23 protein-coding genes are annotated in these 23,763 nt (G+C 68.5%); 12 read left to right on the top strand and 11 right to left on the bottom strand.

All coding sequences use genetic code 11. From position 1 onward, the window contains the following. Positions 1-178: 178 nt before the first annotated feature. The 5 genes from VQ067_RS11220 to VQ067_RS11200 all read left to right on the top strand — a co-directional run bounded on the left by VQ067_RS11220 (position 179) and on the right by VQ067_RS11200 (position 5,240). A complete protein-coding gene (locus VQ067_RS11220) occupies positions 179-982 on the top strand; it encodes a TatD family hydrolase (RefSeq protein ID WP_016852691.1) in 804 nt (267 codons plus the stop codon). Positions 983-1,120: 138 nt separating this feature from the next. After that, a complete protein-coding gene (locus VQ067_RS11215) occupies positions 1,121-2,593 on the top strand; it encodes a methyl-accepting chemotaxis protein (protein ID WP_003110283.1) in 1,473 nt (490 codons plus the stop codon). A gap of 125 nt (positions 2,594-2,718) precedes the next feature. Next, a complete protein-coding gene (locus VQ067_RS11210) occupies positions 2,719-3,078 on the top strand; it encodes an Mpo1-like protein (RefSeq protein ID WP_003101677.1) in 360 nt (119 codons plus the stop codon). Between the two features lie 86 nt (positions 3,079-3,164). Continuing rightward, positions 3,165-3,653 (top strand): molybdopterin-dependent oxidoreductase, encoded by a 489-nt coding sequence (locus VQ067_RS11205; RefSeq protein ID WP_020750795.1) that lies wholly within the window; start codon positions 3,165-3,167, stop codon positions 3,651-3,653. A gap of 9 nt (positions 3,654-3,662) precedes the next feature. After that, positions 3,663-5,240, top strand: a complete 1,578-nt coding sequence (locus tag VQ067_RS11200) for a GGDEF domain-containing protein (protein WP_009313873.1) — start codon at positions 3,663-3,665, stop codon at positions 5,238-5,240. 8 nt (positions 5,241-5,248) lie between these two features. Here VQ067_RS11200 and VQ067_RS11195 read toward each other — a convergent pair whose 3' ends face one another. From VQ067_RS11195 to VQ067_RS11165, 7 genes are all read right to left on the bottom strand, one after another. Further along, positions 5,249-6,046, bottom strand: a complete 798-nt coding sequence (locus VQ067_RS11195; RefSeq protein ID WP_003090970.1) for an acyl-CoA thioesterase — start codon at positions 6,044-6,046, stop codon at positions 5,249-5,251. A gap of 80 nt (positions 6,047-6,126) precedes the next feature. After that, positions 6,127-6,897: a CHAD domain-containing protein gene (locus VQ067_RS11190; RefSeq protein WP_003110280.1), complete on the bottom strand. Its 771-nt coding sequence runs from the start codon at positions 6,895-6,897 to the stop codon at positions 6,127-6,129. Further along, a complete protein-coding gene (tgpA, locus tag VQ067_RS11185; protein WP_033990832.1) occupies positions 6,894-8,900 on the bottom strand; it encodes a protein-glutamine gamma-glutamyltransferase TgpA in 2,007 nt (668 codons plus the stop codon). The genes VQ067_RS11190 and tgpA overlap by 4 nt, the downstream gene beginning before the upstream one ends. Continuing rightward, positions 8,897-9,850 carry a DUF58 domain-containing protein gene (locus tag VQ067_RS11180; protein ID WP_023091607.1) on the bottom strand — a complete coding sequence of 318 codons (954 nt, stop codon included), beginning with the start codon at positions 9,848-9,850 and terminating at the stop codon, positions 8,897-8,899. The genes tgpA and VQ067_RS11180 overlap by 4 nt, the downstream gene beginning before the upstream one ends. Further along, positions 9,850-10,767, bottom strand: a complete 918-nt coding sequence (locus VQ067_RS11175) for an AAA family ATPase (RefSeq protein WP_003090974.1) — start codon at positions 10,765-10,767, stop codon at positions 9,850-9,852. The genes VQ067_RS11180 and VQ067_RS11175 overlap by 1 nt, the downstream gene beginning before the upstream one ends. 258 nt (positions 10,768-11,025) lie before the next feature. Next, positions 11,026-11,724, bottom strand: a complete 699-nt coding sequence (gene pyrF, locus VQ067_RS11170) for an orotidine-5'-phosphate decarboxylase (RefSeq protein WP_003090975.1) — start codon at positions 11,722-11,724, stop codon at positions 11,026-11,028. Positions 11,725-11,820: 96 nt separating this feature from the next. Beyond that, positions 11,821-12,714 carry a LysR family transcriptional regulator gene (locus tag VQ067_RS11165; RefSeq protein WP_003101696.1) on the bottom strand — a complete coding sequence of 298 codons (894 nt, stop codon included), beginning with the start codon at positions 12,712-12,714 and terminating at the stop codon, positions 11,821-11,823. Positions 12,715-12,760: 46 nt separating this feature from the next. Here VQ067_RS11165 and VQ067_RS11160 point away from each other — a divergent pair, with 46 nt between their 5' ends. Continuing rightward, complete coding sequence (locus VQ067_RS11160; RefSeq protein WP_019371654.1) at positions 12,761-13,402, top strand: DUF924 family protein; 642 nt, start codon at positions 12,761-12,763, stop codon at positions 13,400-13,402. A gap of 23 nt (positions 13,403-13,425) precedes the next feature. On the opposite strand, the gene VQ067_RS11155 is transcribed toward VQ067_RS11160, so the two are convergent. Further along, positions 13,426-14,316, bottom strand: coding sequence for a LysR family transcriptional regulator (locus tag VQ067_RS11155; RefSeq protein WP_003090978.1), 891 nt, complete (start codon positions 14,314-14,316; stop codon positions 13,426-13,428). A 91-nt stretch (positions 14,317-14,407) separates the two neighbouring features. On the opposite strand from VQ067_RS11155, the gene VQ067_RS11150 reads away from it, so the two are divergent. Then, complete coding sequence (locus tag VQ067_RS11150; RefSeq protein ID WP_003101714.1) at positions 14,408-14,878, top strand: multidrug/biocide efflux PACE transporter; 471 nt, start codon at positions 14,408-14,410, stop codon at positions 14,876-14,878. Positions 14,879-14,886: 8 nt separating this feature from the next. On the opposite strand, the gene VQ067_RS11145 is transcribed toward VQ067_RS11150, so the two are convergent. Further along, entirely contained in the window at positions 14,887-15,798 is a 912-nt protein-coding gene (locus VQ067_RS11145; protein WP_003090981.1) for a response regulator, read from the bottom strand. 1 nt (position 15,799) lies between these two features. Further along, positions 15,800-17,101, bottom strand: a complete 1,302-nt coding sequence (locus VQ067_RS11140; RefSeq protein WP_016254237.1) for a sensor histidine kinase — start codon at positions 17,099-17,101, stop codon at positions 15,800-15,802. Positions 17,102-17,337: 236 nt separating this feature from the next. Here VQ067_RS11140 and VQ067_RS11135 point away from each other — a divergent pair, with 236 nt between their 5' ends. Next, positions 17,338-17,505 (top strand): DUF2897 family protein, encoded by a 168-nt coding sequence (locus VQ067_RS11135; RefSeq protein ID WP_003090984.1) that lies wholly within the window; start codon positions 17,338-17,340, stop codon positions 17,503-17,505. 232 nt (positions 17,506-17,737) lie between these two features. After that, positions 17,738-18,502: a CPBP family intramembrane glutamic endopeptidase gene (locus VQ067_RS11130; RefSeq protein ID WP_003090986.1), complete on the top strand. Its 765-nt coding sequence runs from the start codon at positions 17,738-17,740 to the stop codon at positions 18,500-18,502. Here VQ067_RS11130 and atuR read toward each other — a convergent pair whose 3' ends face one another. Then, positions 18,503-19,126 carry an atu genes transcriptional repressor AtuR gene (atuR, locus tag VQ067_RS11125; RefSeq protein ID WP_003114740.1) on the bottom strand — a complete coding sequence of 208 codons (624 nt, stop codon included), beginning with the start codon at positions 19,124-19,126 and terminating at the stop codon, positions 18,503-18,505. A 253-nt stretch (positions 19,127-19,379) separates the two neighbouring features. Between atuR and VQ067_RS11120 the strand changes: the two genes are divergently transcribed. From VQ067_RS11120 to atuC, 3 genes are all read left to right on the top strand, one after another. After that, positions 19,380-21,182, top strand: a complete 1,803-nt coding sequence (locus VQ067_RS11120; RefSeq protein WP_003101727.1) for an acyclic terpene utilization AtuA family protein — start codon at positions 19,380-19,382, stop codon at positions 21,180-21,182. Positions 21,183-21,254: 72 nt separating this feature from the next. After that, positions 21,255-22,133 (top strand): SDR family oxidoreductase, encoded by an 879-nt coding sequence (locus VQ067_RS11115; protein WP_015502704.1) that lies wholly within the window; start codon positions 21,255-21,257, stop codon positions 22,131-22,133. A gap of 1 nt (position 22,134) precedes the next feature. Continuing rightward, positions 22,135-23,751 (top strand): geranyl-CoA carboxylase subunit beta, encoded by a 1,617-nt coding sequence (atuC, locus tag VQ067_RS11110; RefSeq protein WP_003114738.1) that lies wholly within the window; start codon positions 22,135-22,137, stop codon positions 23,749-23,751. Positions 23,752-23,763: the final 12 nt, after the last annotated feature.

The raw sequence follows: 23,763 nt of genomic DNA, 5'->3' as shown, positions 1-23,763 counted from the left end.
TGGCAAGTTCCTCTCCGACAGCGGCTGCAAACGGAGGCATTGGGTAGATAATCCGGGCGCCGAAGAACCCGATCTGCGATTATAACGGATTGTTCTACAAGCGGTTTGCCACCCATCCCCCGGCGGGTCCGGCGCGATCGAGGGGGCGCCGCCTCGCTGCGAATTCCAGGAAGGCACCATGCAACTCATCGATATCGGCGTCAATCTGACCCACGCCAGCTTCGCCCCGGAACGTGAAGCACTGCTCGCCCGCGCGCGCGCCGCCGGGGTGGTGCAGATGGTGATCACCGGCACCAGCCTGGCCGACAGCGAACAGGCGCTGCAGCTCTGCGGCGAACTCGACGAGGGCGGCCGGCTGTTTACCACCGCCGGCGTCCACCCCCACGAGGCCAGCCACTGGAACGGCGACACCGCTCGCGGCCTGCGCGCCCTGTTCGACGACCAGCGGGTACGCGCGGTGGGCGAATGCGGTCTCGACTTCAATCGCGACTTCTCTCCTCGTCCGGCCCAGGAAAAGGCCCTGGAGGAACAACTGGCACTGGCCGTCGAGCTACAGCGTCCGGTGTTCCTCCACGAACGCGACGCCAGCGAGCGCCTGCTGGCGATCCTGCACGACTTCCGCGATCGCCTGCCGGCCGCCGTCGTACATTGTTTCACCGGCGAGCGCCGGGCGCTGTATGGCTACCTCGACCTCGACCTGCACATCGGTATCACCGGCTGGATCAACGACGAGCGCCGCGGCACCCACCTGCATGATCTGGTAGGCGAGATCCCGGTCGGCCGTCTCATGCTGGAAAGCGACGCGCCCTACCTGCTGCCGCGCAGCCTGCGGCCGAAGCCGAAGAACGGGCGCAACGAACCGGCCTACCTAGTCGAGGTGCTCGACTGCGTGGCCCGCCATCGCGGCGAGAGCGCGGAGCGCCTGGCCGCTCACACCAGCGCCGCGGCGCGGGCGTTCTTCGGCCTGCCGACGATCGACTGAGATCGCCCTCAAGCTCCCGGCGGATCGGCCGCTAAGCTGACGAACGGTCTCGTTGACCCGCATCAACGATTGCCCCTTACTCAGCTTTCAAGATAATGGCGCCTTGCCATTAGCTTGCCGATAAGAAGAAATCCCCCTATGGGCACCTGGATCAGCGACATTCCACTGAAATACAAGTTCTGGGCCGTCAACGCGGTGGCCTTCTTCACCACCCTGCTGCTGGTGTTGTTCGCCATGCAGCAGGAAGCCGCCGGGCGCAACGCTTCCGCCCAGCGCGCCGCCGCCGCCGAGGGCGAGCTGGTTCAGAGCTGGCCGGCGGGCAGCGCCCTGCCCGCCCGCAGCAACCTGCTGCCGCTGGAACAGGCCGCGAGCCTGGGCGGCACCGCTGCCCAGGCGCTGGGCAAGGGGCAGGGTTGGATCGAGTTGTCCGGCGCGCGCCAGGGCGATACCCCGCTACTCGGCGCCTGGGTCGGCCAGACCGGCTCCGGCCAGCGCTTCGCCGTGCTTGCCCCGGCCAGCGACCTGTGGCAGGTCTTCGCCGACCGGGCCGGCGCTTACGCCGTCGCCGTGCTGGTGCTGATGCTGGCGCTGCTGGCGGCCTCGCAACTGCTGATCCGCTTCATCCTCACCCACCTGCATACCCTCAAGGACGTGATGCTGCACGTCGAGAAGAGCGGCGACCTGTCCGCTCGCGTACCGCTGCAGGGACGCGACGAAGTCGGCCAGATGGCCAGCGCCTTCAACGCCATGCAGGCCGGCTACCAGCGCATCGTCGGCACCGTCGCCGCGGCCGCTACCAAGCTCGACGAAGGCGCCCAGGCGCTGGCCCGCAGCATGGGCCAGGTACGCCAGGGCATGCTCGGCCAGCAGAGCGAGACCGACCAGACCGCCACCGCGATCAACGAGATGTCCACCACGGTCTTCCATATCGCCCAGCACGCTGCCGACACCCGTGACCAGTCGCAGGAAGCCGACCGCCTGGCCGGCGCCGGCCAGCAGGCGGTGAGCCGGGTCAGCGCGTCGATCGCCGGGTTGTCCCAGGGCGTCCAGGACACCGCCGAGATGATCCAGAAGCTGGCCGAGGACAGCCAGAAGATCAGCGGCGTGGTCAACGTGATCCACGGCATCGCCGAACAGACCAACCTGCTTGCCCTCAACGCCGCCATCGAGGCCGCGCGGGCCGGGGAAATGGGCCGCGGCTTCGCCGTGGTGGCCGATGAGGTGCGCAACCTCGCCCGTCGCGTGCAGGACTCCACCGACGAGATCACCCAGATGATCCTCGCCCTGCAGTCGGGCACCCGCGACGCCGTGGAGTTCATGCAGGAAAGCTCGCTCAAGGCCGACGGTTGCGTCAGCCAGGCCGGCGACGCCGGCGAGGCGCTGGCGGCGATCGCCAACGCGGTGGCGCAGATGCGCGAAAGCAACACGCAGATCGCCGTCGCCGCGGAACAGCAGAGCCAGGTCGCGGAAGAGATGACCCGTTCGGTGGTGGGCATCCGCGACGTCACCGAACTCACCGTGCAGCAGACCGTCGAGTCGGCGGCCACCAGCCAGCAACTGGTCGACCTGGCGGGCGATCTGACCCGCGCCATCGGCCAGCTACGCCTCTGATCCGCCGGCGCACCTGCCTATCGCCCGGATAGGCAGGAATCATTCGCCGCGCTACCGCACCCCGCCTAGACTCGACGACATGTAACGACCCGCCTCGCGGGTCGCCGTCACGGAGTACCGAGAACATGGGCAAACGTCATCCCAACCTGCTCGCCTGGCAATGGCGCGGCTATGCCGCCAACCACCGCAACCCGACCAACCTGGTCCTGCACCTGATCGCCGTGCCGCTGTTCATCGTCGCTGCGATCCTGCTGCTCGGCGGCCTGTTCGGCCTGGACCTGCTGCAGGTGGTACTCGGTGTCATCGGCATCGGCGCCGGCCTGGCGATCCAGGCCAAGGGACACGCGCTGGAGGAACAGGCACCCGAGCCATTCAGCGATCGGCGCGACGCTGTCAGTCGCCTGCTCGTCGAGCAGTTCGTCACCTTCCCCCGTTTCGTCCTCAGCGGCGCCTGGTGGCGGGCCTGGCGCGAACGGCATAAGTGACAGTTCGTCCGGGATTTTGCACAGCCCTTCAGTTTTAGCGCGACGCTGCCGATATAATCGACGGAATCCTGTCGTGGACCGACAACATGCCGTCAACGCGTCAATTAATCGTCTTTTCCTGCTGCCTGGGGCTGCCTCTTGCCCAGGCCGCGGAACCCGTGCCGCTGGGCGGACGTCCGATCGTCACCCTGCAGCGGTCCGGCGGCGCTCCCGTACGGCTGACCCTGTCCGACCTCGAAGCCCTGCCCAGCGAGACCCTGGAAGCCCAGCTCCCCGGCGAGGCCAACGCCCGCTGGCAAGGCGTGCGCCTCAGCCTGTTGCTGCGCCACCTGGACCTGGCGCCGCCCAAGCGCCTGCGCGTGCTGGCGCTGAACGACTACTCGGCGATCATCCCGTACAGCGACCTCGACAGCTACCAGCCCATCCTCGCCTATCGCCGCAACGGCGCCTACATGGCGATCCGCGAACGCGGACCGCTTTTCATCATCTACCCGATGGCCCGCTATCCTGAGTTGAGAAACCAGGTCTACTACAACCGTACCGTCTGGCAGGTCAGCTCCATCACTCTTGAGTAAGTAACGGACATGACTGTGCCGCTGCTCGATCCGACAAAGCTGCGCCGGCAACGCCAGATCATGGGGCTGTTGCTCGGCCTGGTGCTGCTCATGGCGCTGATCGCCGGGGCTGCGCTGTGGCTGGCGGTGCGCCAGGCCCAGCAACTGGCCCAGCCGAACCTGCACAACGAGCTGTGGCAGACCTACTCGCTGCGCGCCGAACTGGATCGCACGCTGGACGCCGCGCGGCACATCGAGAGCGGCGAAGGCCAAGCCGACGACCTGGCGATCCGTCTCGAAGTCCTCGCCAGCCTGATCGCGCCGCTGCGCCGCCAGTCGTTGTTCAGGCATCTCGCCGAACCGCGTCCGGAGGTACAGGCCACCCTGCAACGCCTGATCGAGCTCAGCGATCGCTGGTCGGACCAGGCCCCCTGGGGCGATCCCGTCGCCGCGCGCCGCCTGGCCGCGGAGATCGTCCAGCAGGTCCCGCCCTTGCTCGAACCGACCCACCAGATCGTCGTCGCCAGCAACATCGCCCTGACCAACCAGTTGGACGTCGACCGCAAGCGCCTGCACCGGGCGTTCTACGCGTTGTTCTGGGCGCTGCTCGGGATCGGTGCCGGCGGTGCCCTGCTGGTGCTGCGCCTGGTCGCCGACTTCAAGCGCGCGCAGCAACTGGCCGGGCATCTGATCGAGCTTAACGCCACCCTGGAGAAACGCGTCGGCGAGCGCACCCGCCAGCTCAGCGAAGGCAAGGCGCTGCTGCATTTCATCCTCGAGGCCAGCCCGAGCGACGTGGTCCTGCTCAGCGCCTGCGGCGCCAGCATCCATTACGTCAGCCCGCGCCTGCTCAAGCGCCTGGGTTGCCAGGCCCAGGACGACTTCAACCTGCCCCGGCTGTTCGCCAGCGCCAGCGAATACAGCCGCCTGCAGAACGCCCTGGAGGCGCGCGGCCAGGTGGATGGCTGGGAAGCCCAGCTATGCGGGGAAACGCCTTGCTGGGCGGTGATCTGCGCGCGCCACCTGGAAATCGACGGCGAGCCGGCGACCCTGATCTGGTGCTACGACATCAGCCGGCGCAAGGCCATGGAGCAGGAACTGCGCCTGCTGGCCAGCACCGATACCCTGACCGGCCTGCACAACCGCCACTCGTTCCTGCACCAGGCGGAACTCATGCTCAAGGCCGCCGAACGCTTCCACCACCCCTGCGTGGCGCTGATGCTGGACATCGACCACTTCAAGAACATCAACGACAGCCACGGCCACCTGACCGGCGACCGCGCCCTGCAACGTGTCGCCGAGACCCTGCGCCAGGGCCTGCGCGAAGTGGACCTGCTCGGCCGCCTGGGCGGCGAGGAATTCGCCGCGCTGCTACCGGAAATCGGCCTGGACCAGGCGCTGGACGTCGCCGAACGGCTGCGCGCCGGCGTCGAGGCGCTGCGGGTGAGCAATCCCGACGGCGAACCGTTGCGAATGACCGTGAGCATCGGCGTCGCCCTGCGCAGGGACGCTGGGGACGACCTGGAAAGCCTGCTGGTGCGCGCCGACAGCGCGCTCTACCAGGCCAAGAGCGGCGGGCGCAACCGCACCGAGTACGCGCCCGCCTGACATGCGCCTCAGCCGAACACCGTGACCATCTGCCGGCTGATCGCCAGCAACTGGCCGTCGGCGCTCCACATCCGCGCCGCCACGTGGCCGTAGCCGTCGCGCGCCTCCTCGATCTCCGCCAGGTAACGGCACCAGTCGCCGCTGCCTTGCTGCGGCAGCGGCTGGAGGAACTCGGCGGTCCAGGTCAGCGAGCTGGCCATCGCCGGGGTGCCCAGATGCGGCAACAGCGCCGGCGGCCAGGAGTCGAGCAGCGCCAGCAGGTGGGAAACCTCCATGGGCTCTCCCTCGGGTTCATCGCGGAAACGCATCCAGCCGCCCATCTGGCGCGACTTGTTCGAAGAGAACGGCAGGCCGCCCACTGCCCAGCGCATGGCGATGTAGCGAGTGAACTCCGGGGTCACGTTACGGATATAGGGCAGCTCCTGGCTCTCTTCGGGGCCCTTCATCCCGGCCGCCGGCAACGCTTCCACCGCCACCGCCGACGCGCGGGCGACGCCGAAACTGGCCTGGACCAGCGTCACCACCTGCTCGCCCTGACGGACCTCGACCTGTACCTGGCTCACCGCCTTGCCCTCGCGCAACAACCGGGCGCTGAAGCTAGCCGGCTGCTCGGGGGCCAGCGGTCCGACGAAGCTGACGCCGATGGAGCGCAACGGACGCCCCGCCTCGACCACCGCAAGCATGGCCTCGTAGGCCAACGCCACCACCAGGCCACCGAAGGTGGCGCGGCCCTGGCCCCAACTGGCCGGTACTACCACCGAGGAAGGGTCGCGGCGGACCGCCTGGATCAATTCGGAAAAATTCATGTGTGCCTCGCGAGGGGATTCGAGGGCCCATCTTAGGCGAGGCGATCCTTGGGAAAAAGCCGATCGGAATACCGGCGGCGTCAGTGCCCGGCAAGCGCCTGCTGCAATGTCGACAGGGCCCGTCCGGCACGCTCCCGGGCCAGTTCGAAGCGGGCCGTCCAGACCTCGCGCACGGGCGCCAGGTCCGGCTCGCGCTGGCATCGCAACAGCCACTGTTCGAGGTCGTGCCAATCGCCCAGCGCCGACTGGGCCGCCTTGAGCGGCGCCAGCAGCGAGCCGGGAATGCTGCAATCGTGCGGATAGGCCTCCAGCCCGTAGCGCACGCGCTTGATCCGCAGCCGTAGCGGGTGCCAGTGCTCGTAGGTGGTGTCCGCCAGCTCGGCGCGCAGGGTCTTCCATTGCCGGCGCAGGCGCTTGCGCACCCGGCCGTGCAAGCCATCCAGCACGGCATGCCGCTGGGCCGTACGCAACAGGGCCGGCCAGACGTCCAGGCAAAGCTGCAGGCGGTGCAGCGGCTGGCTGGCGAGAACCGCTACGTAGCCGGACTCCAGCACCGGCCGGCGCACCGCCAGCGCATCCCGCAGCCCTTCGGCGGCGAGCGCCGGCAGCAGCACCTCCAGGTCGCGGATCGGCCCGCTGAGCCGCCCGATCTCGGCGGCGGCATGCTCCAGTTCCTCGACGCCGGGAACCCCGCGGATCGGCCGCAGCAGGCTGCGCAGACGGCGCAGGGCGATGCGCAGGTCGTGCAGTGCCTCGCCATCCGTGCGCGCCTCCAGGCGGGCGACCGCCGACATCAACGCCACCTGCTGGCCGATCACCTCGGCCAGCAGTTCATCGATGAACCCCGTCATGCCTTCTCCTCTCCCCGGCCATCCCGCGTGGGCGCGCGCACCAGGCGCCAGGGCAGCGCCCGGCGCAATGCGCGCAGACGCAACCCTGGATCATCGGCACCGCCGTGTCCATAGCGTTGCGCTTCGAGCGCGCCGACGAAGGCCGCGATGGCTGGCGCCTGCGCCGGCAGGACGCGGGCGGCGCGCTCGCCGTAGGAGCGTAGCCCTTCGCCGGGGGAACGGCGCAGGCCATGCATCTCCAGCAGGCGTTCGAAGCGGCGCAGTTGGCGGCTGCGCAGATCGCCACGGCCTTGCCAGGGCTTGAGCAGGAACAGCGCGAGCAGACCGACCGACAATATCGCCGCGGCACCGAGCAACAGGCCCAGTCGGGTCGGATCGAGCCCGCCGAACCAGCGCTGCAGGAAGGCGCCCTGCTGCTCACCCTGGTAGGCCAGGACCCAGCGTTGCCAGCCGTAGTTCAGGCTGTCCCAGGCCAGACGCATGTCGTTGAGCCAGGGCAGGCCACGGTAGCGCAACGGCGACAGCGGCGCGTCGGCGAGGTACTCGCTGTCTCCGGCCAGGGCCTGCTCCAGCCCCTGTTCGATCCGTTCGGGCGCCACCTGGTAGGTCGGGTCGACGCTCAGCCAGCCCTGCTCCGGCTGCCAATACTCGACCCAGGCGTGGGCGTCGAACTGATGCACCAGCAGGTAGTTGCCCGCCGGATTCAGCTCGCCGCCCTGGTAACCGGCCACCACTCGCGCAGGAATGCCCGCGGCGCGCAAGACGAAAGCCATCGCCCCGGCGTAATGCGCGCAGAAGCCGCTGCGCGTGTCGAACAGGAAATCGTCCACCCCGTCGGCACCGGTCGCTGGCGGTTTCAGGGTGTAGGCGAAGGGCTCGCGGTTGAAGCGCTGCAACAGGGCCGCGACCAGCGCCTGCGGTTGCGCATGGGCCTGGCGCAACTCCTCGGCCAGCGCTCGCGCGCGCGGATTGCCGTGCATCGGCAACTGCAGGTTGCGCCAGCGCATGCGCGGATCGATGCTGGACTCGCGCAGCGCCTGTGGCCAGGAACTGACTCGGTAGAACAGACGTTGCTCGACCGGCTGCCGCCGCTGCAGGTGGAAATCGCTCATCAGGCGCGTGTCGGTCTGGTCGGTCTGCGCCACGTCGAGGGCGAACAGCCAGGGCTGCGAACTGGGCTGCATGATCACGTCGTAGCGCAACTCAGGGCCACGCTTCTGCCAGTGCAGAGCATCCTCGCCCGACCATTGCGGCGCCTGAGCCCAACGTCGTCCGTCGAAACGCTCCATGGTCAAGGCGCGCCAGTAGAGCTGCTCGCGCGGCGGCGGTGCGCCCTCGAAGCGGACCCGGAACGCCAGTTCGGCGGAGCGCCCAAGCTCGGCGATATCCCCTGGCGCCATGCTCTCCGAGAGTCCGGTGACCCCCTTGTTGCCGGGCATCGGCAACGACCACAGCGGCCCCAGGCGGGGGAAGAACAGGAACAGCAGGAGCATCAGCGGCAGCGCCTGCAGCAACAGCCCGCCGGCCAGCCGCAGGGTCGGCCAGGGCCGGCTGGCGAAAGCGCTCTGCTGCAAGCCGATCAGCGCCGCCAGCAACGCGGTCACCGGCAGCAGGCTGTAGAGCGCGGCGAGGAAACCGTCGTCGAACAGGTAGCCCACCACCACTGCGAAGAAACCGAGGAACACCAGTACCAGCGCATCGCGGCGGGTCTTCATTTCCACCAGCTTGAGGATGAACGCGGCGATCAGCAGCACCGCTCCCGCGTCCAGGCCCACCAGGCTGCCGCGCGACAACCAGACCCCGGCCCCGGCGAGCAACGCCAGGGCCAGCTTGACCCAGGCGCGCGGATAGCCGGCACGCATGCGGAAGACCTGCACCCGCCAGGCCGCGCAACCGAGCCACATGGCCGCGATCCACAGCGGCATGTAGGCCAGGTGCGGCAGGATCACCAGTACCTGCGCCACCAGCAGCCAGACCAGCGCGACCCGCGGAATCGCGTTCATCGTGCCGCTCCGAACAGCGCCAGCGCGCGCAGACAGGCCTCGCGCTGGGCCTCGCCGCTGGCCGGTTGCAGGCGCGTGCCGGGCAGCGCCAGGCCATAGGGCTGCTGCCGCGCGGAGAGTTCCAGGACTGCATGGCACAAGCGGCCCAGGCGACTTTCGAGGTCCCCGCCGAGGCGCTCGAATTCCAGCCACAGGTCTTCCCCGCCGAGCGCGGCGAAGTCCTTCACCAGCAGCCCCTGGCCACGGGAAAATGCCTTCCAGTGCAGGCGCCGCCGCGAGTCGCCCGGCTGGTAGGCGCGCAGCCCCTGGTAGTCGTCGACGCCCGCGCTCGCCAGCGCGCGCCCCTGGTCCTCGGCATCCTCCGCGCCCGGCGCGAGGAACGACTCGCCGGCCAGCGGCCGAGGGTAGACCAGCGCCTGCTGGCGCAGGTCGACCCAGCTCCAGGCCACCAGCAGGCCGAGGGGAAAGCGACTCTCCACCCGCAGGCGCCCCGGCCGCAGCCAGCCGCGTCGCTCGGTCGGGTGGAACAGCAGCACCTCGGCAGCCGCGTCGCCTGCCAGGTCGGCGTATTCCAGCGGCCGCTCCGGCCAGCCGACGGCGATGGCCTGGCGCGCCCGCCGCGGGCTTTCCAGGCGCACCCGGAAACCGGCGCGCTCGCCGGCGAACACCGGGTCCGCTCCCAACGCGGTGAGGCGCAGGCCGGCAAGGTTGCGATAGGTATGGAGGATGGTCACCACGCCCAGGGACAGCAGCAGGAAGGTCAACCCGTAGGCCAGGCTGTTCTGGTAATTGATCGCCGCCAGCAGCATCACCAGCAGCGCCAGGCCGAAAGCGCCGCCCTGGCGGGTCGGCAGGATGAATACGCGGCGCTGGTTCAGCTCGACGCTGCTCGCCGGCGGTATCCGCCGGTTCAGCCAGCGCTGCCAGCGCGGCCAGTTGCGCAGGCGCATCAGAGCGCCGGGACTTCGCGCAGCAGCCATTGCACCAGCGCGCCGCCACCGTGCCCGGTGGGGTCCGCCTGGTCGCGCAGGCGATGCCCGGCGACCGCCGGCAACACCGCCTGGACGTCTTCCGGAATCACATAGTCGCGTCCCGCCAGCAGCGCCCAGGCACGCGCCGCGGCGAGCAACGCCAGGCTACCGCGCGGCGACAGGCCGAGGGCGAAGGCCGGCTGCGTGCGGGTCGCTTCGACCAGGCGCAGCACGTAGTCCACCAGCGCATCGCTGGCGCGGACCTTCGGCACTTCGGCCTGGAAAGCGGCCAGCGCCGCGTGGTCGAGCAAGGGCTCCAGGCGCGGCAGCAGATCGCGCCGGGCTTCGCCGAGCAACAGCGAGCGTTCCGCCGCGCGTCCGGGGTAGCCCAGCGACAGGCGCATCAGGAAGCGATCCAGCTGCGATTCCGGCAGGGAGAAGGTGCCGCCCTGGCTGGCCGGGTTCTGCGTGGCGATGACGAAGAACGGTTCCGGCAAGGGCCGGGTGGCGCCCTCGATGGTCACCTGGCCTTCTTCCATCGCCTCGAGCAAGGCGCTCTGGCTTTTCGGCGTGGCGCGGTTGATCTCGTCGGCGAGCACCAGCTCGGCGAAGATCGGCCCGGGATGGAAGACGAATTGCCCGCTGTCCTTGTCGAACACCGAGGTACCGAGGATATCGCCCGGCAGCAGGTCCGAGGTGAACTGGATGCGCTGGAAACTGAGCCCGAGCACCCGCGCCAGGGCATGGCTGAGGGTGGTCTTGCCCATCCCCGGCAGGTCTTCGATCAACAGGTGCCCACGGGCCAGCAGGCAGGCCAGGGCCAGGCGCACCTGGCGGTCCTTGCCCAGGAGAATCTCATCGACCGCCTTCAGGCAGGCTTCCAGGGTGTTCAGCATCCCGACCTCGCGTTTCCGGGGAAAACAGCGATCCTACTGGCCTGGGGCCAGCCGGCAAGGCACTTGCAATTTTTCCTCACGAAACTGTGAAACCGTTGCCACCGGTACTTGCCGGAGTGCCCGCTACAAGCCTAGACGCTGGGGAGGGACAGGCGACCGCAGGCGCCCCCCTGGGCGCCGGCGCGGATGATGCCTGCGCCATGTCCGGCTCGACACGACGCGCGACGGTCGCCGACGGCAGGCGTGGGGGAAGCCGCCTCAGCCCAGTTCGGCGACGATCGCCGCCAGCGCCTTGGCCGGGTCGGCGGCCTGGCTGATCGGCCGACCGATCACCAGGTAGTCGGAGCCGGCGTCCAGGGCCTGGCGCGGGGTGAGGATGCGCCGCTGGTCGTCCTGGGCGCTGCCGGCCGGGCGGATGCCCGGCGTGACCAGTTGCAGGCCCGGATGGGCGGCCTTCAGCGCCGGCGCTTCCTGGGCCGAGCAGACCAGGCCGTCCATGCCGGCCTTCTGCGCCAGGGCGGCGAGGCGCAACACCTGCTCCTGGGGCTCGATGTCGAGGCCGATGCCCGCCAGGTCCTCGCGCTCCATGCTGGTCAGCACGGTCACGCCGATGAGCAACGGCCTGGGTCCGCTGAAGGCCTCCAGCGTCTCGCGGCAGGCGGCCATCATGCGCAGGCCGCCGGAGCAGTGCACGTTGACCATCCACACGCCCATCTCGGCGGCGGCCTTCACCGCCATCGCCGTGGTGTTCGGGATGTCGTGGAATTTCAGGTCGAGGAACACCTCGAAGCCCTTGCCGCGCAAGGTCTCGACTATACCCGCGGCACAACTGGTGAAGAGTTCCTTGCCGACCTTCACCCGGCACAGTTTCGGGTCCAGCTGATCGGCCAGCGCCAGGGCGGCCTCACGGGTGGGGAAATCCAGGGCGACGATGATGGGGGACTGGCAGGCGGACATGGGCTCTCTCGCGGCGAATCGAAAACGGCGCGCATTGTCGCAGAATCCGGCCGTTTGCCGTAGCCCGGAACGCGCCGGGGAGATGAACGTCGTGGACTAGAGGCGGGCGCGGAGCAGTTGCTCCAGCCAGTCGACGAATGCCCTGACCCGCCGCGACAGATGCCGCCGGTGCGGATACAGGGCGTACGCCGGCATCGCTTCGGCCCGCCACTGCGGCAGCACCTCGCGCAGCTCGCCGCGTTGGAGGTGCTCGCGCACGTCGTAGGCAGGGATCTGGATCAGGCCCAGTCCGGACAGGCAGCAGGCGATGTAGCTTTCCGCGTTGTTCACCGTGACCCGGCTGCGCAACGCGCGGGTCAGGGTGCGCCCATCCTCGCGGTACTCCCAGGGCAACACCCGGCCGCTGCTGGGCGAGGCATAGTTGACCGCCCAGTGCCGGTCGAGGTCGGCCGGCGTCCGTGGCTCGCCATGCTCTTCCAGGTAGGCGGGACTGGCGCAATTGATCAGTTGCATCTCGCCAAGGCGTCGCGCCACCAGGCTGCTGTTGCCCAACTGGCCGACCCGCAGGACGCAGTCGACGCCCTCCTGCACCAGGTCCACCGAACGGTCGCTCGAGCCCAGTTCCAGTTCGATGTCCGGATGCTGGCGGAAGAATTCCGGCAGCGCCGGGGCGATCAGCAGTCGCGCCACCCGGCTCGGCACGTCGACCTTGAGCCGGCCGCTGGCGCGGCTGCCGTCGTGGAACAGGCTCTCCAGCTCTTCCATGTCTTCCAGCAGGTGACGGCAACGCTCCAGCACCACGCTGCCGTCGTGGGTCAGTTGGACCTGCCGGGTGGTGCGATGCAACAGCCGGCTGCCGAGTTGCGCTTCGAGCTGCTGGACCGCCGCCGAGACCGTCGCCCGCGGCATGTCCAGCAGATCCGCGGCCTTGGTGAAGCTGCCGGTTTCGGCAACGCGCAGGAACACGCGCATGCTGTCCAGACGATCCATGGGCAGGCCCCCTTCTCTCTATTCGGGATGGCTGGACAGTCTATCCATGCCACCCACGTTTATCCAAAGAACCCGGACCAATAGCCTGGAGTCCCTACTCTACTTCCTGGATCCGCAGATGCCCCATGCAGCGCTTTTGCCTCCTCCCAGCGCGTCCCCGCTGCCGGAAGTGGTCGGTTTCTGGCGCGATGCCGGCCCTACCCTCTGGTTCGCCAGGAACGCCGATTTCGACCGGCGCTTCCGCGAGCGCTTCGCCCACCTCTACGAGCTTGCCTGCGCCAACGCGCTGCGCCCGGCTGCCGGTGAAGCCGAGGACCATCTCGGCCTGCTGTTGCTGCTCGACCAGTACCCGCGCAACGCCTTCCGTGGAACCCCGCGCATGTACGCCAGCGACGCCCAAGCGCGGCGCTGGGCGGAGCGGGCTCTGGGACAAGGCCTCGACCGCCAGGTCGGGGACGCGCTGCGGCTGTTCTTCTACCTGCCGTTCGCCCATGCCGAGAACCTTGCCGACCAGGATCGCTCGGTAGCGCTGAACCACGGACTCGGCCAGCCCTTCCTCGCCCACGCTCGTGAGCATCGCGAGATCATCCGCCGCTTCGGGCGCTTTCCCCATCGCAATCCGATCCTCGGTCGCCTGTCCAGCGCCGAGGAACTCGCCTTCCTCGCCGCCGGCGGCTTCGCCGGCTGAACCGGGGCTCAGCCGGCCCCTCCCTAGATAGGCAGGTCGCGATCCAGCAAGCGGTCCAGCAACCAGTTGGCCGCCGGTCCCAACGGCCGCTGCCGCGACCAGACCACATCCACCGCCTGGCTGCGCGGCCAGCCGGACACCGGCAACTCCTTCAGCCGCCCGTTGGCGTAGCCGCTGACCAGCCAGCGCGGCAGCTCGGCCCAACCGAAGCCGTGGGTGGCCATTTCCAGCAGCAACAGGTAGTTGGGCGCCGACCAGCAGCGCCCGCCGCTGGACGGCAGGCCGTCGTTGATCGCCGCGCCGGTCTCGCTATAGGTGTTCAGGCGCAGCAGACGCCATTCGGAAAGGTCACGCTCGCTGACCCGCTCCAGGCCCGCCAGCGGATGGTCGACGGCGGCGAACAGGCCGAACTCGGCACGCTCGGCGACCGCCGCCACGCCCAGCTCCGGCGGGTAGTGCGGCTGCGCGGCGAGCAGGCCGAGGGTGGCGCGGCCGCGGCTGACCTGAGCGATCACGTCCTGGTCCTCGGCAATCAGGCATTCGAACTCCAGCTCAGGGTAACGCTCGTCCAGTTCGGCCAGGCGCGCCTCGTAGCGCGCCGAATGGTAGGTGTCGGATAGCGCCAGGGTCACCCGTGGCTCCGAGCCGCCGGCGAGCAGCGCGGCGACCCGGCGCAGGCGGTCGGATGCGCCGAGGACCTCCTCGACCCGTCCCAGCAGCGTGCGCCCGGCCTCGGTCAGTTGCGGCTGGCGGCCACTGCGATCGAAGAGTTCCAGGCCGAGGTCGATCTCCAGCCGGGCAATGGCCTCGCTGACGGTCGACTGGCTCTTGCCCAGCTTGCGCGCGGCGGCGCTGAAGGAGCCGAGGGAAACGGCCTGGACGAAGGCCTCGAGGGATTCGGGCGACAAATGCATATCGGTTTTTCCGATGGTATCCAACTTAACCCTATCCCAAAGACCGATGACAATACAGCCCGACTTCAACGACGAACCGGGAGCGTTCGCCATGACCCACACCCACACCGCCCTCGACAAGACTCTCAAGGAGCGGATCTTCCACGCCCTGGCCTTCGAGGGCCTGGCCGTCCTCCTCACCGCGCCGGTGCTGTCGCTGGTGATGAACAAGCCCCTGGCGCACATGGGTGCGCTGACGCTGATGTTCTCCACCGTGGCGATGCTCTGGAACATGCTTTTCAACAGCCTCTTCGACCGCGCCCAGCGGCGCATGGGCTTCCAGCGCACCCTGCAGGTCCGGGTGCTGCATGCGATGCTCTTCGAGCTGGGCCTGATCGTGGTGCTGGTACCGCTGGCCGCCTGGTGGCTGTCGATCGGACTGGTCGAGGCGTTCCTCCTCGACATGGGCCTGATCCTGTTCTTCCTGCCCTACACCATGGCCTTCAACTGGAGCTACGACGTACTCCGCGCACGCCTGGTGGAAAGCCGCCAGGCCAAGGCCGCCGGTTGCGACGCCGGCTAGGCCGGCGTTCAGGCCGTCAGCCGCTCGCGCAGGCGGCCGAGCATACCGAGCAGGCTGCCGACCCGTTCCTTCTCGCGCTCGTCGCGCGGCACCTCGGCCAGCCGGTCGACCTCCGGCAGGCTTCGCCCGCGCCACAGCAAGGCCTGCTCGGCGGCCGCCTTCAGGCCTTTCTCGAACAATCCCCTGCGGATCGGCTTGGGCAGGTAGCGGAATATCTGCGCCTGGTTGATCAGTTCGAGCAGGGCCTGGGTGTCGCGGAACGGCGTAACCACCAGGCTGAGCAGGCGCGGATGGGCCTGGGCCAGGGATTTCAGCAGCGGCGCGGTATGCTCCCCGGCCAGCTTCAGGTCGCTGACCAGCACCTCCACCGGTTCGGTGTTCAGCCACACCAGCGCCTCGGCCAGGTTGCGCGCGCGCAGCAGGCGGTGCCCGCCGGCATGGCAGAAGGCCCCGACGCAGTCCAGGGTTTCCGGGTCGTCGTCGAGCAGCAGCACGCTCAGCGGCGCCGCCAGCGTGGCCGCGGGCGGTGCCGGCAGGCCCTGGCGGCTGGCGATCTCCGCCGCCTGGCGCAGGGTGAAGGCCATTTCCTGGGGATTCCAGGGCTTGGTCAGGTAGCGGAAGATGCCGCCGTCGTTGAGCGCGTCGACGGCGGCGTCGAGGTCGGAATAGCCGGTGAGGAGAATCCGCAGGGTCTCCGGATAGCGCTCGCGAGCCTGCGCCAGCAGTTCGGCGCCGCTCATCTGCGGCATGCGCTGGTCGCTGACCAGCACCTGTATCCGTTCCGTCTTCAGGCGCTCCAGGGCGCGCCGCGGGTCGCTCTCGGTGAGCACCTCGTAATGGCGACGGAACTGCATGGCCAGGCTGCGCAGGATGCGCTCCTCGTCATCGACGAAGAGGATGCGGACGGGAGATGGGCTCATGTCAGGCGCTCCGTTTCAGTTCGCGGGCCTGCTCTCGCGGCAGGCTGATGAGGAAGCGGGTTCCGCGGCCCGGTTCGGAGGCCACGCGGATGGTCCCGCCATGTTGCTGGATGATCTTGTAGCTGATCGACAGGCCGAGCCCGGTGCCCTGCCCCACCGGCTTGGTGGTGAAGAACGGGTCGAAGATCCGCCCGAGGACCTCGGCGGGCATGCCCTTGCCGTTGTCCTGCACGGAGAGGAACACCTGGCGCTCGTCGGCCCAGCTCTTCAGCAGGATGCGGCCGAAACGCTCCATGGCCTGCGCGGCGTTGGTCAGCAGGTTCAGCAGCACCTGGTTGATCTGCGACGGCGCGCAGGCGATAAGCGGCAGCTCGCCGAGCTGGCTGCTGATCTCGGCCTTGTCCTTGATGGCGGTGCGGGCGATCAGCAAGGCGTTGCGCACGCAGTCGTTGAGGTCGACCTCCTCGCTGAAGGCGCGGTCCAGGCGGGCGAAGTCCTTGAGCCCGGAAACCAGCTCGCCGATCTGGCCGAGGCCGTAGCGGGTATCGACGAACAACTGCCGCAGGTCCTCGCGCAACTGTTCGACGGCGGCTTCGCGGCGCACCGCGTCGGCCGCCTGCAGCGCCTGCGCCAGGCGCGCTTCGTCGCACTGCGGGTCGCCCAGGCAGTCGACCAGCGCCGCCTGGGCATCGGCCAGGCGCAACAAGGGATCGCTCAGCTCCTCCAGCAGCGCCAGGTTGTTGCCGACGTAGCCGAGCGGCGTGTTCAGCTCGTGTGCGACCCCGGCCACCATCTGCCCGAGCGAAGCCATCTTTTCCGACTGCACCAGTTGCGCCTGGGACTCCTTGAGGTCCACCAGCGCCTTGCGCAGCACCCGGTTGCGCTGGGCGATGCGCGCCTCCATGGCCTTCAGCAGGTCGAGCACGGTGCCCAGGCCACGGTAGCGGCCCTCTTCGTCGACCAGGGCGAAGTCCTCGGTGATCGGATACTGCAGGCGACCGGTGACCTGCTGCGCCGCCTCTTCCAGGCTGGCGCCGAGGGAGACGCTGAGGGGCGCCCGGTTCATGACGTCGCGCACCGGATGGCGGCCCCAGAGGTCGCGGCCGAAACGCTGCATGAAGATGTCCTGGAGGGTGTAGCGGCTGACCAGGCCGAGGACCCGGCGCTCGTCGTCGACCACCGGCAGCGAGAGGAAGGCACGGTGCTCCGGCATCAGCAGGCGGTCGGCGACGTCGCTGATGCTCATCGCCGGAGTCAGGGGTTCCACCGGGCGCAACAGACGGGACAACGCGCTCGGAGACATCGGCAACCTCTCGCTGGCAGGCCCGGACGGGGCAATGAAGGGATACCCGCCAGTTAAGCAATGTCAGATTGCCAACATGTGACAGGCATCACGCCGACCAGGCTCAGCGCTTTCTCCGCCCGCAACTTCCGAGCGCCGCCGGGAGTCTCAACCACAGGACCTCGCGCCGGAACGTTGCCTGACAGAAAGGCAAACCCGGCGTATGGTGAACATTCATATCGATGAGGGAGAACAACATGCCCTGGTACGCCTGGTTGATCATCGTCCTCGCCCTGGGCTCCATCGTCGGCGGACTCCTGCTGCTGCGCGACTCGGCGAAGAAGCTGCCGTTGAGCGAGGAACAGCTCAAACGCATCCATGAACGCAACGCCGAGCTGGACGCGCAGGAGGCGAAGGACCGCTGAACCTATTGGCCTGCCGGCGGGTCACTAGGTCTCGTAGGAAAACCCCGGCGGGCGAAAAACCGGCGAGGCGAAGACTCGCGTGGCGGAGTCATGCGGGCCGCGCATGGTTTTTCCTGCGCAACCTGGGGTTCGTTCCCCGTGTGTTTCCCTCTGGCAGAAGGTCCGTTCCTTGCGCTTTTCCCATCCGCGGGTCGAAATGCCTTTAGAATCCCTCCTTTAAACGGGAGGCTGCATGCTCGGGCGTCTGATACCGCTTCTACCCATTCTGTTCCTGCTCGGGGGCTTCTTCACCGGGCACATCGCGCTGCTGACGGCGGTCATCGTCCTGCTCTACATCATCTGGGTGACCTACGCCGAACGCTGGCTGCCGACCCTGCTCTGGTGGCCGGTGAGCCTCGCCGCCAGCGCCCTGATCGCCATCCACTACCTGCCCGGCTTCATTCCCCTGCGCCTGTTCCCCTGGGACCTGGCCAGCGCCAGCCCGCCGATCCAGATGATCTGGCTGCCCTGGGACAAGGCCCTGGTCGCCCTTACCCTGCTCGCCTGGTGGCTACGCCGGCCGAAGCAGCCGCTGGTGTCGCTGGATATCACCGCGCTGGCCTTCTGCCTGACCTTCTTCGTGGTGCCGCTGCTGTCGATCATGACCAATGCCGCGAGCTGGCAGCCGAAGTGGCCGGATGCCTTCTGGTGGTGGCTGGTACTGAACGTCGGGGTGGTCTCCCTGGCCGAGGAGGCGTTCTTCCGCGGCCTGCTGCAAAGCCAGTTGATCCGCTGGTTCGGCGCCTGGCCGGGAATCATCGTCGCGACCCTCGCCTACGCCGCGCTGCACCTGCTGGTGAACCCGGTGTACGCGCTGCTGGCCGGGATCGCCGGGCTGGGCTACGGCATGGTCCTGCACTTCAGCGGGCGGCTGTCCCTGGCGGTGCTGCTGCACGCTTCGATCAACACCCTGCACTTCCTCCTGCTGAGCTACCCGTTCCGCCTGATCTCCGAGTGATCAGGCGTTCTTGATCACCAGCGCCAGGGCCTCCTCGGCGAGCTGGTCGAGACTCATCGGTCCTTCCGGACGGAACCAGGTGGTGGTCCAGGACAGCGCGCCAGTGAGGAAGCGCCGCAGGATGAACGGATCGCCCTGGCAGTAGCCGGCCAGCCGCGCCTCCCCCAGCACGTCGAGCCACATCTGCTCGTAGATGTCGCGCAGGCCGAGGATGTACGCCTGGCCTTCGGCGGACAGCGAGCGCCACTCGTAGACCAGCACCGCCATCGCCTCGCCGGTGCCGCCCATGATCGATTGCAGCTCGCAGCGGATCAGTCCCAGCACCCGCTCGCGCAGGTCCTCGGCGTCGGCCAGGGCGGCGCGCATCAGCGCGGTGTTGTAGAGGATGGTCTCTTCCATCACCGAGCGCAGAATCTCGTCCTTGCTCTTGAAGTGATGGAAGATGCTGCCCGACTGGATGCCCACCGCGCTGGCCAGGTCGCGCACCGTGGTGCGTTCGTAGCCTTTGCTGCGGAACAGGTGGGCGGCGGTCTGCAGCAGCTTGCCGCGGGCGCTTTCCGGATCGGTGAGCTGTCCGGTAGCCACCAGCTCCAGCATCACTTCCCGGGCTTTCTGATCGTCCAACGCTGAGTACCCCTTTTCCGGATCGTCGGCGGCTCGGTGCCGCTCATCCGCGCGCCCGGCCGCTCCGTATTTGCCGACCGGCCTCGGGATTGCCCCGCAAGTGCTTGTCGGCATTCATGAAATGTATGCCTGCGAAGACGACCGAGCAAGCGCTTGGGTAACAGCCGCGAACGGATTTGTTTCTGCCCTCTTCTCAACCAAGCGCTTGCTTGGTAATGTCGCCCCACACTTCCGCCGTCACGGGTCAAGAACAATGCAAAAGACCGTACGCATCGGCTGCGCCTCGGCCTTCTGGGGCGACACCTGCACCGCGGCCGCGCAGCTGGTGCGCGGCGCGCCGCTGGACTACCTGGTGTTCGACTACCTGGCCGAGATCACCATGTCGATCATGGCCGGCGCCCGCCTGAAACAGCCGGACGCCGGCTACGCCACCGATTTCGTCGAGGTCCTCGCACCGCTGCTGGGCGAGATCGCCGAGAAGAAGATCCGCGTCATCAGCAACGCTGGCGGGATCAATCCGCAGGCCTGTGCCGCCGCCCTCGCCGCGGCCTGCGAGAAGGCCGGGGTGCAGTTGAAGATCGCCGTGCTCCATGGCGACAACCTGCAAGCGCGCCAGGCCGAACTGGCCAAGGCCGGCATCCGCGAGATGTTCAGCGACGCGCCTTTCCCGCCGATGTGCGTCTCGCTCAACGCCTACCTCGGCGCACCGGGCATCGTCGAGGCCCTGCGCCTGGGCGCGGACATCGTGATCACCGGCCGGGTGGTCGACAGCGCGGTGGTCAGCGCCGCCCTGGTGCACGAGTTCGGCTGGGCCTGGGACGACTACGACCGACTGGCCCAGGCCGCCCTCGCCGGGCACATCGTCGAATGCGGCGCGCAATGCACCGGCGGCAATTTCACCGACTGGGAGCAGGTGCCGGACTACGAGCACATCGGCTTCCCCATCGTCGAGGTCGAGGCCGACGGGCGCTTCGTAGTGACCAAGGCGCCCGGCACCGGTGGCCTGGTCAGCGAACTGAGCGTCGGCGAACAGATGCTCTACGAGATCGGCGACCCACGCGCCTACCTGCTGCCCGACGTGGTCTGCGACTTCACCGAGGTGCGCCTGCGCCAGGCCGGTCCCGACCGGGTCGCGGTGGAAGGCGCGCGCGGCCTGCCGCCCACCGACCGGTACAAGGTCAGCGCCACCTATCCGGACGGTTTCCGCTGCACCGCCAGTTGCCTGATCGCCGGCATCGATGCGCTGAAGAAGGCCGAGCGGGTCAGCCAGGCGATCATCGCCAGGACCGAGGAAATCTTCGCCGAGCGCGGCTGGGAGCCCTACCGCGAGGTCAATGTCGAACTGCTCGGCAGCGAAGCCACCTATGGTCCCCATGGGCGACGGCAGGACAGCCGCGAAGTGGTGGTCAAGCTGGCCGTCCGGCATCCGCGCAAGGAAGCCCTGGTGCTGTTCTCCCGCGAGATCGCCCAGGCCGCCACCGGGATGGCGCCCGGCCTGACCGGCATCGTCGGCGGCCGACCGACGGTGTATCCGGTGATCCGCCTGTTCTCTTTCCTGATCGACAAGGCGCAATGCGCGTTGAGCGTGGAGATCGACGGCCAGCGCCATCCGCTGGAACTGCCGGTCCTCGAAGCCTTCGACCCGGCACGATTGGCCGAGGCGCGCCAGCCGCCACGCCCGGAGCAGCCCGCCAGCGCCAGCGTGCCGCTGGTGAAGCTGGCGGTGGCGCGCTCCGGCGACAAGGGCAACCACAGCAACATCGGGGTCATGGCGCGGCGTCCGGAGTACCTGCCGTGGATCGCCGAGGCGCTGGAGGAAGGCGCGGTGGTGGACTGGATGCAGCATGTGCTCGACCCGCAGACCGGCCGGGTCGGCCGCTGGTACCTGCCGGGCAGCCACAGCCTGAACTTCCTGCTGGAGAACGCCCTCGGCGGCGGCGGCGTCGCCAGCCTGCGCATCGACCCGCAGGGCAAGGCCTTCGCCCAGCAGTTGCTGGAGTTCCCGGTGGCGGTGCCGCAGGCGCTCGCCGACGCGCTGGAAACGCAGGGCAGATAACCACGACCAGGAACGACGAATGCGGCGTTCCGCTGCAACCACCCCACGGGATTCATCGGAGTCACCAGAACAATGAGCTACGACTCGATCTTCCGACCTGGCCTGTTCGACGGCCAGACCATCATCGTCACCGGCGGCGGCAGTGGCATCGGCCGCTGCACCGCCCATGAGCTGGCGGCCCTCGGCGCCCACGTGGTGCTGGTCGGACGCAAGGCGGAAAAGCTGGAGAAGACCGCCGGCGAGATCGTCGAAGACGGCGGCAGCGTCAGCTGGCACGCCTGCGACATCCGCGAGGAGGAAGCGGTGAAGACGCTGGTGGCGAATATCCTGGCCGAACGCGGGACCATCCATCACCTGGTCAACAACGCCGGCGGCCAGTATCCCTCGCCCCTCGCCTCGATCAGCCAGAAGGGCTTCGAGACCGTGGTCCGCACCAACCTGGTCGGCGGCTTCCTGGTCGCCCGCGAAGTGTTCAACCAGTCGATGAGCAAGACCGGCGGCAGCATCGTCAACATGCTCGCCGACATGTGGGGCGGCATGCCCGGCATGGGTCACTCCGGCGCCGCACGCTCCGGCATGGAGAATTTCACCAGGACCGCCGCCGTCGAGTGGGGCCATGCCGGCGTGAGGGTCAACGCGGTGGCGCCGGGCTGGATCGCGTCCAGCGGCATGGATACCTACGAAGGCGCGTTCAAGGCGGTGATCCCGACCCTGCGCGAGCACGTGCCGCTCAAGCGCATCGGCAGCGAGTCGGAAGTCGCCGCCGCCATCGTCTTCCTGCTCTCCCCCGGCGCCGCCTTCGTCAGCGGCAACACGATCCGCATCGACGGCGCCGCCAGCCAGGGCAGCCGCGCCTTCCCGCTGCTCAAGGGCAAGCCGGGACAGAGCCGCGCGTACAACGGCTTCCACCGCGCCTACCTGCCCGACGTACTGAAGGACCAGGAGGACTGACATGCCCGCGATCCAGTCGGAACTCGACGTCAACGGCGAGGACTTCGCCCGCAACCGCGAGGCCATGCTCGCCGCCGTGGCCGGCTTCCGCGAATTGGAGCAGAAGGTCCTGGACAAGGCCGCCGAGGCCAGGCCGAAGTTCGAGAAACGCGGCCAACTGCTGCCGCGCGAACGCCTGGCGCTGCTACTCGACCCGGGCGCGCCGTTCCTCGAACTGTCCTCGCTGGCCGGCTACAAGCTGCACGACGACAAGGACGGCACCCAGGCCGGCGGCGGGATCATCGCCGGGATCGGCTACATCGCCGGGGTGCGCTGCCTGGTCAGTGCCAGCAACAGCGCGATCAAGGGCGGCACCATCTCCCCAACCGGGCTGAAGAAGACCCTGCGCCTGCAGCAGATCGCCATGGAGAACAAGCTGCCGGTGGTGACCCTCACCGAAAGCGGCGGCGCCAACCTCAACTATGCGGCGGAGATATTCGTCGAAGGTGCGCGCGGCTTCGCCAACCAGGCGCGGATCTCCGCCATGGGCATTCCCCAGGTCACCGTGGTGCATGGTTCCAGCACCGCCGGCGGTGCCTACCAGCCGGGGCTGTCGGACTACGTGGTGGTGGTGCGCGGCAAGGCCAAGATGTTCCTCGCCGGGCCGCCGTTGCTCAAGGCCGCCACCGGCGAGATCGCCAGCGACGAGGAACTCGGCGGAGCCGAACTGCACGCGCAGGTCGCCGGCACCGCGGAATACCTGGCGGAAAACGACGCCGACGGCGTGCGCCTGGCCCGCGAGATCGTCGGCATGTTGCCGTGGAACGCACAACTGCCGGCGCGCCCGGCGCGTTCCTGGCGCGAACCGCTGTACCCGGTGGAGGAGCTGCTCGGGGTGGTTCCGGCCGACCCGAAGAAGCCCTACGACGTCCGCGAGATCGTCGCGCGCATCGCCGACGGCTCCGAGTTCCTCGACTTCAAGAACGAGTTCGACGGCCAGACCGTCTGCGGCCACCTGCGCATCGAGGGCCACGCCTGCGGCCTGATCGGCAACAACGGACCGATCACCCCGCAGGGCGCGGCCAAGGCGGCGCAGTTCATCCAGCTCTGCGAACAGAGCAACACGCCGCTGCTGTTCCTGCACAACACCACCGGCTTCATGGTCGGCACCGAGTCGGAGCGCCAGGGCGTGATCAAGCACGGCTCGAAGATGATCCAGGCGGTGGCCAACGCCCGCGTGCCCAAGCTGACCCTGGTGGTCGGCGGCTCCTACGGCGCCGGCAACTACGCGATGTGCGGACGCGGCCTCGACCCGCGCTTCATCTTCGCCTGGCCGAACAGTCGCACCGCGGTGATGGGCGGTGCCCAGGCCGGCAAGGTGCTGCGCATCGTCACCGAGGAGAAACACGCCAAGGAAGGCAAGGAAGCCGATCCGAAGATGCTCGAGATGCTGGAAACCGTCACCGCGCAGAAGCTCGACAGCCAGTCCACCGCGCTCTACGGCACCGCCAGCCTGTGGGACGACGGCCTGGTCGACCCGCGCGACAGCCGCAGGCTGCTCGGCTACCTGCTGGATATCTGCGCGGAAGCCGAGGCGCGGCCGCTGAAGGGCAACAGCTTCGGGGTCGCGAGGTTCTGACTGCAACAGGCG

The sequence above is a fragment of the Pseudomonas sp. KBN12P06040 genome (assembly GCF_037574965.1).
GTDB lineage: Bacteria > Pseudomonadota > Gammaproteobacteria > Pseudomonadales > Pseudomonadaceae > Pseudomonas > Pseudomonas aeruginosa.
The sequence above is the reverse complement of the archived record's forward strand: the minus strand, read 5'-3'. Positions and strand labels throughout refer to the sequence as shown.